Annotated in this window: 10 protein-coding genes; 3 read left to right on the forward strand and 7 right to left on the reverse strand. The window is 53.1% G+C overall.

What is annotated here, in order from left to right; all coding sequences use genetic code 11:
* Nucleotides 1–15: 15 nt before the first annotated feature.
* Nucleotides 16–1,554 (reverse strand): fatty acyl-CoA reductase, encoded by a 1,539-nt coding sequence (locus VOI14_RS06630; protein WP_323751243.1) that lies wholly within the window; start codon nt 1,552–1,554, stop codon nt 16–18.
* A 743-nt stretch (nt 1,555–2,297) separates the two neighbouring features.
* Here VOI14_RS06630 and VOI14_RS06635 point away from each other — a divergent pair.
* Together VOI14_RS06635 and VOI14_RS06640 are read left to right on the forward strand one after the other, a co-directional pair.
* The gene (locus VOI14_RS06635) at nt 2,298–2,951 is read left to right on the forward strand and encodes a class I SAM-dependent methyltransferase (RefSeq protein ID WP_323751244.1); all 654 of its coding nucleotides are present in this window, start codon (nt 2,298–2,300) and stop codon (nt 2,949–2,951) included.
* 45 nt (nt 2,952–2,996) lie between these two features.
* Nucleotides 2,997–4,004, forward strand: coding sequence for a DUF2156 domain-containing protein (locus tag VOI14_RS06640; protein ID WP_323751245.1), 1,008 nt, complete (start codon nt 2,997–2,999; stop codon nt 4,002–4,004).
* Here the strand turns inward: VOI14_RS06640 and murI are convergent.
* Both murI and nudC read right to left on the reverse strand, forming a co-directional pair.
* Nucleotides 3,996–4,826 (reverse strand): glutamate racemase, encoded by an 831-nt coding sequence (murI, locus tag VOI14_RS06645; protein WP_323751246.1) that lies wholly within the window; start codon nt 4,824–4,826, stop codon nt 3,996–3,998. The two genes, VOI14_RS06640 and murI, sit on opposite strands and share 9 nt — an antisense overlap.
* Before the next feature lie 2 nt (nt 4,827–4,828).
* Nucleotides 4,829–5,656 (reverse strand): NAD(+) diphosphatase, encoded by an 828-nt coding sequence (nudC, locus tag VOI14_RS06650; RefSeq protein WP_323751247.1) that lies wholly within the window; start codon nt 5,654–5,656, stop codon nt 4,829–4,831.
* A gap of 136 nt (nt 5,657–5,792) precedes the next feature.
* On the opposite strand from nudC, the gene plsB reads away from it, so the two are divergent.
* Nucleotides 5,793–8,264 (forward strand): glycerol-3-phosphate 1-O-acyltransferase PlsB, encoded by a 2,472-nt coding sequence (gene plsB / locus VOI14_RS06655; RefSeq protein ID WP_323751248.1) that lies wholly within the window; start codon nt 5,793–5,795, stop codon nt 8,262–8,264.
* 31 nt (nt 8,265–8,295) lie between these two features.
* On the opposite strand, the gene VOI14_RS06660 is transcribed toward plsB, so the two are convergent.
* The 4 genes from VOI14_RS06660 to VOI14_RS06675 form a co-directional block, all read right to left on the reverse strand.
* Nucleotides 8,296–9,120: a class I SAM-dependent methyltransferase gene (locus tag VOI14_RS06660; RefSeq protein ID WP_323751249.1), complete on the reverse strand. Its 825-nt coding sequence runs from the start codon at nt 9,118–9,120 to the stop codon at nt 8,296–8,298.
* 18 nt (nt 9,121–9,138) lie between these two features.
* Nucleotides 9,139–9,846 (reverse strand): tRNA (adenosine(37)-N6)-threonylcarbamoyltransferase complex dimerization subunit type 1 TsaB, encoded by a 708-nt coding sequence (tsaB, locus tag VOI14_RS06665; RefSeq protein ID WP_323751250.1) that lies wholly within the window; start codon nt 9,844–9,846, stop codon nt 9,139–9,141.
* A gap of 32 nt (nt 9,847–9,878) precedes the next feature.
* On the reverse strand, nt 9,879–10,532 hold the full coding sequence (gene adk / locus VOI14_RS06670; protein ID WP_323751251.1) for an adenylate kinase: 654 nt from the start codon (nt 10,530–10,532) through the stop codon (nt 9,879–9,881).
* A 228-nt stretch (nt 10,533–10,760) separates the two neighbouring features.
* Nucleotides 10,761–12,131 carry an HDOD domain-containing protein gene (locus tag VOI14_RS06675; RefSeq protein ID WP_323751252.1) on the reverse strand — a complete coding sequence of 457 codons (1,371 nt, stop codon included), beginning with the start codon at nt 12,129–12,131 and terminating at the stop codon, nt 10,761–10,763.
* Nucleotides 12,132–12,134: the final 3 nt, after the last annotated feature.

Raw genomic sequence — 12,134 nt, forward strand, 5'->3', positions numbered from 1 at the left:
AACGATCAAGCCAAATCAAGCCGCGCGTTTAGGCTGCTGTTTCGACTTAAAGCGGGGTGTTTTGCGGGCTTTAAGGGCATATCGATTCAGCCCGGCCAAGTGGATTTTTCGTAGGTAGGCTTCCCAGACAATGGCACGTGCATCTACGGGAAATAAACTTTCATCAACATCACCTGAACGTTTTGCTAGCGCGAGCAACTCGTCATTTCGGAAGATATAATCGGGTGAGGTATAAAACCCGAAGATCGTTGCCAGCGACTGAGTGGTCTTCAGGTTTCTCAGCAATTTCAGATCAGAACTACTCCCCAGACGCTTAAGAACCCCATTGGTCAGACTCAGAGGCAGGCGCACACCGCTCACCACTAGATCGAACAAGGTTCTGTTTACGGCAATAAAGGGCTTGGTGGGCTTTCGGTAAAATAAGTGGTCATAGGCCGCATAATTCACTTTTGCTTCCGCAATCAAGTGATCTATGAACTCTCCGATGGTGACCGGGTTCGAGCTACCACTGCAACACTGGTAAATCCTGTGCGCGTCCGGCTCGACCAATGCTTCCGCCAGCGCAAGAATGATGGAATTGGCGACGAGGTCCACTGGAATGACATCGATAACACCCGAGCGCTCACCCGGAAACAAAGACACTTTCTCCCGGGCATACGCCAGAATAATCGCATCGGCAACTTTAACCCCCTCAATCCAGCCAGCGGCGGGCTCCTCAAGAGCGCTTTCAATAATAGAAGGTCGAACGATCGTCAGGCTTCGGCCGTGCAACGCTTTGACCAACAACTGTTCACCCAGCCATTTGGTAAACGTGTAGGTGTCGCTCCATCCATAACGCCGAGCTTCCCGAAGCCCCAGCTCGACCAACCTCTTTTCCAATGCCTTCCCTGTATATCCGGCACGCTCATCGTCAATTTTTTTCTGAAGTGACCGGATCAGCGCGTCAACCTCGTAGTATCCGTGCTCAGAACGCGGTATCGACTTCTTTGCTGGCTTGATGATGGTTTCGGCCACCTGCCCGCTATTCATGCCATTTACATAGCAAGTAGAAACCTGCAATACCGCCAGTTCAGGATTCCGGTGCGCAAGCTCCGCGATGTTATTCAGGCACAGCGTATTGATCATCAAAGCTTGATCTAGTGCTTCCTGAAAGTTCACGCTGGCCGCAGAATTGATAACCGCATCCAGATCGCCAGCCAGTTCTTGAAAATGCTCATCCGCTATTCCGAACGATGGCTCAGTCACCTCACCGGTGATGCAGTGAATCTTCTCAGCAATAAAAGATTCAAAACCATCTGAATCGTTTTCACGCATTCGATCAAACACCGACGAGGTCGCAACCTCTGCGAGAAAACGACTGCGAGCATCCGAGTGCCGGCGGTTGGCTCGAATCAATAGATAAATGCCACCGATATCAGGCACGGTTCTCATAAGTTTTTCCAGAACGACCTTACCTAAAAAACCAGAGGTACCTGTAATCAGCACCCGTTTGCCCTTAAGCCGACCCAATACTTGAGATGTAGCCATACCCGCTGCTGCCTGATCATTCTCCATTTTCTGAACTCCGTATCTCGACCCCGTTGACCGGATTAAGCAACCCCTAAGGCTAGACGATGCTTTGCTCTTTTTTCGTTCAATATTTGCACAACCAGTATGACAAGACGGTGACGAGCTGCATACTTAATAAACAAGTTTTCGCGGCATACTGCTCCGTCTACCCCCAACTGCCCGCCGAATCTATAGAAAACTACTCACATTACATTCCTGCTAAAGTACAACCTAAATACATCGGACTGAGTATTTGGTCATCCGGAAATATTCTCTAAGCTCGAACGCCCAATAAGAATGAACATCTACTCATGTATTTTTCTGCGAAGAACCAGATGTGATGCCAGCTTTACTCACAACATATAACAACGATAACGTCTGGCGCACTCATATCTCTGTTAAAGCGGCGCGGCTACCGTATCGTTGCTACCCGCAAGTGCAAGGCTTCTTCTACTGGCCAGCACAACCCGCCTCCGAAATCAGCAAAATCCTGAACGCGAGAGACCGTTACCTCATTCATACCTACTGAAATTTAATTGTTCTACATTCCTAATCAAAACGTTGATGAGGTTTGCAAAGCGTTGCACCTCGTTATTTTTTGTATCATGAAATGCGCGCTACTACACATATTTCGCACACCCCCTTCTCTAATCTAAGCCGACACACGCACGTCACTGCAACAACCCTTTAAACGGTTAATAACGACAACAAGGTGGCGGCAAACAGAGACCAGGTAGAAGGCGGTAATCATGCGCGACAAGTACAAATACATCGGTCCCGTTTACGATTTTCTCAGCAATCTCTACAGCGGCAAAAACATTCATCACTGTAAAACCGCCATGCTGGATGTGGAAACCGTCCAAAAAGGCGACCGGGTTTTATTTGCCGGTGTCGGGCATGGTCGTGACGCCATTCGCGCCGCGGAACTCGGGGCCGATGTAACGGTGGTTGATCTGTCGGAAACCATGCTTCGCAAGTTCGGTGATGCCCTGCGTGACGAAGCCCCGCACCTGACCATTCGTCACATTCACAGCGATATCATGAAAGTGGATGAGGTTGGCCAGTACGACATGGTGGTCGCAAACTTTTTCTTGAACGTGTTCGATGAAGACATGATGGTTAAAGTGCTGGAACACCTTATCAGCCTGGGTCAGTCAGATGCCAAAATCGTGGTTGGCGATTTCTGCTACCCGACCGGAAATATTTTTTCTCGTACGTTCAAAAAGCTGTATTGGTATATGGCCGTTTTTGTCTTCTGGCTGTTCGCCAACAATGCCTTCCACAAGATCTACAACTATCCCGAACACATGCAGCGCCTGGGTCTGCAGGTGCGTAAAAAGAAACACTTCAAACTTCTCAACATGGATTGCTACTGGTCAATTCTTGGCCAGAAAAACGCCTAAAACCGATTAACCAGCATAATAAAAACAGGTTACGGGAGCTTTACTATGTCAGACCAGATTCTCGCACTCGACGGCATCAACGATAACGCTGATAGTCACTTCACCTTCGCGGAGCGGGTGAACTGCCTGAAGCAACACGGCACGCATTCCCAGTCGTTTTCCACCCTGCAACCCGGAATGCAATATTTTGATGTACCGGGCGTAGGCTACATGGCCTACATGCGAAAATGGGGCGGCACCTTCGTGCTGTCCGATCCGGTCGCTGCCGAGGCCGACTTTCCGGTGATTCTCGAGCAGTTCCAGCAAACATTCCCGAACGCCTCATACATCCAGGTATCCAAGGCTGTTGTGGACTTTCTCCATTTGCGCTTCGGCCTTTACGGCACACAGTTTGGCTGCGAATCGCGAATCGATCTTCAAAAATGGTCACTGACGGGGAAAAAGAAGCAAATCCTGCGCACTGCCTTGAACCAAGCCGAAAAGCATGGGATCACCGTCAAAGAGCGCTACAGCGACGACCATACCCGGGAAATATCAGAAGCATGGATTCGTACCCGTAAGTGCAAGAGCAATGAGATACGATTCCTGATTCGACCGATGGAAATGGATTACCGAGAGAACGAACGGCACTTCTATGCCTATCAAGACGGTAAGGCCGTTGGCTTTATCTATTTTGACCCGATTTACCGCAACAATAAAATCATCAGTTACGTGCCCAATATCTCGCGGGCAAATGCGGACTTTCGCCAAGGCATTTTCTACACCTTGATGGCCCACGCCATGAACGTATTTAAGGAAGAAGGGGTGCCGTTTATTGATCTGGGTTTGATTCCACTGTCGCTGGACAAAGCGACAGAACACCAAGAAAGCCAGCTATTGAAAAAACTGATGCACGGCATTTATGAGAAAGGAAACTTTCTATACAACTTCAAAGGCTTGGAATTCACAAAATCTCGTTTCCGGGGCGAAAACTTCAAAACCTACTGTTGTCACAAACGAGCCATTCCGGCCGTTGAATTCTTCGCGATGTTCAAGCTGACCCGGCTACTTTAAGCTGGGCCAGCGGCTCTTCACCTCGGCGGCAGGGATACCCATGCCATCCAGAAACCGTGCAATATCGGCGGGTGCCGGGCCGGTAAAACAAGCTGCAATCAGAACCGCACCAGACACACCTTCGGGGTTCTTCGCCTCAGCCAGCAAACCCACTTGTTCCAGCCAATGTGCGACACGCCGTGCAATCGCCTCTCCTGATTCCACCCAGAACACCACGTCAGGTAAACTTTTTCGAAGCCAGGGCAACAACAGCGGGTAATGGGTACAGCCCAAAACCACAGTGTCCACCCCCCGTTGATGTAACGGTAACATCACCTCGTCTAACAGCGCTTGCTCCAGTTCGCGCCCGGATACCAATTCCTCCGCCCAGCGCACAAGATTCGGGTCGCCTAATCGGGCCACCTCGCAATCACCGGCAAAATCCCTTATTAATTCGTCCAGATACGCTCGTTTGATCGTAGCAGGGGTAGCCAGCAAACCGATCTTTCGATTCACGGAGTAAGACGACGCCGGTTTTATGGCAGGCACCACACCCACCACCGGTATCTCGGTCTTAGCTCTCAGGTGGGGCAAGACGACCGTACTTGCGGTGTTACAGGCAATGACGATGACATCACAAGACTCTTGCTGAAGACACTGTTCAATCAGCGTGCAGCAACGATCTATGACCACCTGTTCCGGCTGATCACCGTAGGGAAAACCGGCATTGTCAGCCAGGTACACCAATTTTGCCCCTGGCAAGGCCCGATGAATGCAGGCCGCCACGCTGAAGCCACCCACACCGGAATCGAACACCAGTACTCGAGGGTGACGCTCGCCCATCTTCAGGATGACTCTCCGCCAGCAGCAATGGCGTCTTTCATGCTATGAATCAACTGCCCTGCAATGGTGGTCACCGGAGGGACGGGGGGATGTTCATTCGAGGTGTACCAGCCAGCATCGGCCAGCTCATCTTCCTGAAGCACGAGTTCACCACCCTGATAGTCAGCAAAAAAACCCATCATCATTTGGTGAGGAAATGGCCAGGCCTGGGAGCTCTGATACCGGATATTTCCCACATCCAGCCCGGTTTCTTCTTTCACTTCTCGAATAACGGCTTGTTCCAAGCTCTCGCCCGGCTCAACAAAGCCGGCGATCAAGCTGTAAAAGTTACGGGTAACACGCGACGACCTAGCCAACAAGAACCGATCATCGCGCCGGATAACCACAATGACACAGGGTGAAATTCTGGGATACCAAGGAATATTGCAGCGACCGCACCAACGGGCACGTTCTCTCGGGTGTGCTTGCGTAGATTCACCACACCGGCCGCAGAAACGGTGGTCTTGCCACCACTGCCAAACTTGATACCCGGTGCTAAGAAGCTCTGTAGGCGCCTCCGGCATCTGCAATATGGCATCCCTAAGGGTAACGGTACTCAAACCCGGCAGCCCCGTGTCGGGCAAGGTGCTGACAAAAAGCCTATGCCCACACCAGGTGCCCATGGCCAAAGCTTCTGGTCGGCTGTCGCCCATTTCGGGCCCACCCCAGCGCAAAAACCACCCATTACCGGGTTTTATAATGCTGCTACCGGAAAACGCCAACAGCAGGTCGCCATCTTTTGGCGCCTCGTCACTCCAACCGGGCACCCACTGCGCGCTGTGATTCCCCATCGCCCTACCCCAATTACCTAATGCCGAAAAGTAATGTAACACATCAAATTAACCGTCCAGAATGACTATACGACTTTTCGCCCTCGCGACAACCCGTTAAACTTGGCCACTGTTTCTAGGTCCGGAGTTACACCTTATGCGATTTTATCAGGGCGTTCGCAGCCTGATCCTGTGTTTTTTCCGCAAGATTCTGTTTTTATGGGTTCGCACAGACGTCAGCGGCAACACGTTGGAAGATCTCGGTCTCGATCCTGAAAAGCCGGTGTGCTACGTGCTCCAGTACAGCTCCCTGTCCAGCCGCCTAGTTCTGGAGCAAGAGGTCATCCGTGCACAATTAGCCGGCCCCGCACCGGAATTACCGGTCAAAAACAGTGCTACCCATTCGTTTTTCTTCCTCTATGAACGGGTTGGCGGGCTCTTTCGGGGTGGCCGACAAAAACCGGTACCGACCAAAGAGTTCAGTGAACTCGTTGAATTCGGCGTTAACCATCCTGAACAAGATGTGCAAATAGTGCCGGTTTCGCTGTTCTGGGGGCGCTCGCCGGATAAAGAAAAGTCCCTGGTTAAACTCCTCCTGTCTGACACTTGGTCCGTCGCCGGTCGACTACAGAAACTGTTATTGATTCTGGTTCACGGCCGTAGCACCTACGTGCAGTTCAACCAGCCGTTGTCACTTAAAATGGTGGTTGACGAGTACCGTGACAACGAAGAAAAAGCCAGACGCAAACTCGGCCGCATTCTGCGCACCCATTTCCGGCGCGTACGCCAAGCCGTTCTCGGCCCAGACTTATCCCACCGCCGTACGCTCGTTGAGGGCCTGCTGCGCACCCAAGCGGTAAAAGAGGCCATACGAGAGACCGCCGCCAAAGAAGACATCGCACCCGAAAAGGTACGCGCGCGGGCGTTCAAATACGCCGACGAAATTGCCGCCAGCATGTCCGTAGTAACCATCCGTTTTATGGAGCGGGTGCTCGCGTGGCTTTGGAACCGTATCTACAACGGCATTGCTATCAATAACATTCAAGTTGCAAAAGCGGCGGCGCAAGACAGCACGGTCGTTTATGTACCTTGCCACCGCTCTCACATCGATTACCTGTTGTTGTCCTATGTGCTCTACAAAAACGGCCTTATGCCGCCCCACATTGCGGCCGGCATTAACCTGAACATGCCCATTGTCGGCCCCATCCTTCGACGGGGTGGCGCCTTCTTCATGCGCCGGAGTTTCAAAGACAACCCGCTATACGCCACCGTCTTTAACGAATACATGCACGTGATGTTCACACGGGGTTATTCGGTCGAATATTTCGTTGAGGGCGGTCGATCCCGTACCGGGCGTATGCTGCCACCTCGTCCCGGCATGCTGTCTATGACAGTGCGCAGCTTCCTGCGTGACAACCGGAAGCCGATCGTTTTCGTGCCAGTGTATATCGGTTACGAGAAGGTGATGGAAGGTCGCTCCTATCTCGGTGAACTGCGAGGTAAAAAGAAACAGAAAGAAAGCGTATTTGGGCTCGCCAAAACCGTCCGTAAACTCAGCAACTCCTTTGGCCGCGTCTCTTTGAACTTCGGTGAGTCTATCCCGCTGGCTAACGTGCTGGACGACGTTCGAAGCACCTGGCGCGACGAGGCCTATGATGCAGAGTATCGACCTGACTGGCTCAATGAAGCAGTCTCCGAGTTGTCTCAGCGAGTGGCCGGCAACATCAATGCTGCGGTGGCAGTAAACCCCATTGGCATCACGGCGACCGTATTGCTAGGTACCGAGCGTATGGCCATGGACGAAGGTCAACTCGTGCGTCTGATGGACCAATTCGCCGGCATGCTCAAAGCCTTCCCCTATGCCGACACGGTTACACTGCCTGAAGGTGACGCGAAAGAATGGCTAACCTACTGCGAAAATATGGGACTGGTGAACAGACTGCCCCAAAAGCTGGGCGACATCATCTCACTGGAAGGCTCCAACGCCATTCTAATGACCTATTACCGCAACAACATTCAGCACCTGTTCGCCCTGCCAGCACTGATTGTGAGTTTGTTTGAGAACAAGGTTTGCCTGCGCCGGGAGAAAATCATTTTCCTGGCAAGCGTCGCTTACCCTTACCTTCAGTCAGAACTCTTCCTTCGATACTCACAGGAAGAAATTGAAAGCATCATCCATCAATGGATCGATGTATTGATTCAGCAAGGACTGCTTGTAGCCATTGAGGACGGCAAGCTGAGCCGCCCCGAAGAAGGCACAGAAGCCATGCTGCGAGCACGCATTCTCTCGCGCTTTGTCATCCAGACCCTTGAGCGCTATCACATCGCTCTGGGCATTCTTCGTAAATATGGCTCAGGCAAACTGACGGCCGCTGAACTGGAAGAACAAAGCACGCTGCTGGCGGAGCGAATGTCGATTCTGTTTGGTCTGAACGCGCCGGAGTTTTTCGACAAAACCCTGTTCCGCAGTTTCATTGCCAACATGCAGAAAAACGACGTGCTCATTGCGGATGAAGAGGGCCGCTTGTGTTACGGCGAAGGACTGGATGAAGTGGCAGAAGATGCCCGATTGGTGCTGAGCGTTGAGAAGCGGCAGGCCATTCAACAGATCACTATGATGGACGCCTGAACCACGAATGCCTGACCGGGCTGAATGTGCTTCAGATCGGCAGGGCTTTCAGCGGATATATGTCATAGCGGCTGCTTTTACCCTCAACCTGCGCAGCCGGCTCCAGGCCCTCCACTGAGGGTGCCTTGCGAGGCCGTTTAACGACCACCCGGTAGCGAGCAGCGGCAAGTGCGGCTTCCAGCAACTGCGCCGAATCATCGTCGTCGCCAACCACCTGCCGGAACACCTGCATTTCCTTCTTCACCAGGGCCGATTTATCACGGTGGGGAAACATCGGGTCCAGATACACCACATCCGCGACTTCCTCACCGGCTTGTCTCAGCCAGTCCACGGAATTACCGGTCAACAAGGTCATGCGTTGGATCACAGACGCGCACTCGGCATTCAGTGCGGCGCGAGCCAGGCCGTCCGCCAATAACGCGTGAATGACCGGGTTGCGCTCGAACAGCGTGACCTTACACCCCAACCCTGCCAACACAAACGCATCTTGTCCCAATCCTGCCGTAGCATCAAGAACGTGCAACTCGGCTTTGGTTTTCTGCAAACCAACGGCTCGAGCAACCAATTGCCCCGTGCCACCGCCATGTTCGCGTCGATAACCCATTTTCCCGGTAACAAACTCGGCCCTGACAGGCCCGGGCGCACCTTTTCCAGTCAACTGCAGGGCTAGCCCCTGATCATCCATCATCAGCAGTACGGGGAAGTCTTTGACTAGCTTTGGCTTCACCATGCCCAACCACCTCAAGCCCAGCTCCTCGGCAAGACGTTTGGCCCCATGGTTATCGCCCAGAGGGGCACAACCAACGGCAACAATGTGTTCAAGAGGAGTGGAGTTCACCGGTGAGCTATCAGGCATGGCATTACTCTCCCGAGCCTATTCCCGCCCCGGGAGTTTCTTCCAGGTAACTTCATCGCGGACATACACCGGTTGAGCCTGCTCGGCAGAAACCGCCTGACCCGCACCAAAGCCGGGGATGGCCAAGCGAGCGACATGAGCCGCCCTTGGCACCAGAGAAATATTAACAGAGGTGACCCTGGCTGCAACGGCCTCCGGCATGTCGCTCTGAAACTTCCAGCCTTGCCCTGCGCCAAACCAGCTTCCGGCGAAAACATTCGAGTCCGGCAAGCTGACGTTGCCCGGATGACACACGCGTTCGTCACCCTGCAAGACGGGCAGCCCATCACGACAGGCGAATGTCGCCCAATACACCTCGCTCATGCGCGCATCGAAAGCGACAGCAACACCACTGCCCTCAGGCAAGTCGTGTTCTTCAATGGCATTGAGTGCGACGGCGGCCAAAGACGACACCGGCACGACCGGCAGATCCAAGCCCCAAGCCAAACCTTGAATGACACCGGTGGCAATACGTAACCCGGTAAACGAACCGGGACCACGGGCAAATGCCAAGGCATCCAGGTCAGAAGGTTTCAGCCCCTGCTCCGCGAGCAGTTCGCGAACCATGGGCATTAAAAGGCGGGTATGGCCTCGCGGGGCCAGTTCAAACCGCTCAGTAATGTGGCCATCCAGCCACAGAGCGGCGGAGCAGCCTTCGGAAGACGTATCCAGTGCTAACAACTTCACAGATCAGGCCTCCGCGGCTACCCCGGTTTCAATTACTTAAGTTGCGACAGGATCTGGTCGCGAATGCTATCCAGGCTACCAACACCTTCAACGCGAACGTACTTAGGCGCATCTGCAGGTGCCTTCTCAGCCCAACCCTGATAGAAATCAATCAGCGGAGCAGTTTGGTCATGATAGATACCCAGGCGCTTACGTACAGTTTCTTCTTTATCGTCTTCACGCTGAACCAGATCTTCACCGGTTTCGTCGTCTTTGCCGGCAACCTTCGGCGCATCGTATTTCACGTGATAGATACGGCCACTGCCCTCGTGCACACGACGGCCAGATAGACGGCTAACAATTTCTTCATCATCGACAGCGATTTCTACAACGTAATCGATATCAATACCCTGATCCTTCAGCGCTTCGGCTTGAGGAATCGTGCGCGGGAAGCCATCCAGCAGGTAGCCGTTTTTGCAATCAGGCTGCTGAACACGCTCTTCAATCAGGGCAATAATGATGTCGTCGGACACCAAGCCACCGGAAGCCATGACTTCTTTCACCTGCTTACCCAGCTCAGATTCAGCTTTAACGGCAGCACGCAGCATGTCGCCGGTCGAGATTTGAGGGATATCGAACTGGCCAGTGATGAATTGGGCTTGAGTGCCCTTGCCTGCACCTGGCGCGCCTAGCATGATGATTTTCATAACGTTGTGCTCCCGTTGTCTTAAATTATCGTTTGAAAAGTTGTTGCAAAAACCCGCGTTTTTGCGACAACCTCTCTCAAAGTCCGAGGCTGTTTCAGCGAGCCCCGACAAGAATCGAGGCCGCATTATACGAATTCAGCTCCTGCAGAGAAAGTCGACCTCTGTATCATCGCGTATTTTAAATAGAGGCCGGCTGTATATAGCAGAACTGAGCTAATGCCTACTGGCTCAAGATGACAAGGAGGATGCGAGTACATCCAGGTCAGAAGATACTTGTTCAACGTCTTGCTTAATCAGCGCCAGGTCGGACAAATCCAACCCTATAGCTGCAGCCAGAGCAGGTACATCACCGGGATTGAACTCATCCCCGATGCCCTGCTCTTTCAAAACGGCATTGGCCAGCTGAACCATGGCGACATATTCTTCATGGTCGCCGTGATATCCGATCTGCTGGTGCATCCCTGCCGCCTTGATCACCGGCTCCGGCAATTGCCACAGCCGATGCAGGATACCACCGATAGCACCGTGACCAACCGAAAGAATCTCTTCTTGCTCACTGTGCCCAAACACTTCCTGCTCCAACGCCTGCAGGCTGGCTTCCGGATTGATTTCCATCAGCGCATTCAGCTCATCAAACTCTGTCGGAAACAGATGCCCTACCAGCAGCAAGCCGAAGTTATGCAGCAAACCGCACAGGTAGGCCAAACCTTTATCGTGACCGACACGAGCAGCCACACTCTGGCACAGGAAGGCGCAGTAAAGCGAGTGACGCCAGAAGTTGTCCATCCCCAACGGGCCTTTGCGCGGTACATCAAAGGCTTGAACGGAGGCGATCCCCAGCGCGATATGAGCCACCCGATCAAAGCCCAGCACGCGGGTAACCGCCTCCTGAACCGAATTAATCTGACCGGGATAGGCAAACAAAGCAGAGCGGGCATAGCGCATAATCTGCGCCGTCATGCTGGGATCGAATTCAATCAGTTCCGACAATTCCTTGGCCGAAGCCTCAGGATTTCTTGTCAGGCGGAGAAGGCGCAACGCCAAGGCGGGCATCGGCGGCAAGCGGTACACGTTCTGAAGCTTGTCTGCGACGTCCTCCAGCGTCAACGCCTCGCGCTGTCCAACAGCTTGCCCATGAATAACTAGGCGTCCCTCCCTTGCGCCCGCCAACGCGAGCCTTAGCGAACGAGCATCCATCTCCACCAATGCATGGCCAGTGCCTGCCGTGAAGGCAACCAGTTCAGCAGAACTCACCCCCTCATCCACTAGCACCGGCAGGTTCCAGGCGGCACCAATAGGCGGAACAAAACCGGGAGCACAATCGCTGAACAAGCGCGTAAGTTGACGGGCGGTCAAAGGCTGCAGACGACGACCGGTCAGCTGTTGCACTGAATCCAGATCAAGGGTGCTATCGAAGCGGTGCACGGCCATAACCACACCGGCAATGTCGATCAGCATGGTGGCCTGAATAAAGTCGTGCTGTGGCCGCCCTGAAGCCAGCACCAAAGCATCCATGCTGCTGGCCACATCGATTTCAATTTGCCGATAGGCAATACTCTTTCGGCTCAGAAAATTCGCCAGCTTCTCTGCCACTGCCAAGAG

Origin of the sequence: Marinobacter sp. (assembly GCF_034669625.1) — a bacterium.
Taxonomy (GTDB): domain Bacteria; phylum Pseudomonadota; class Gammaproteobacteria; order Pseudomonadales; family Oleiphilaceae; genus Marinobacter.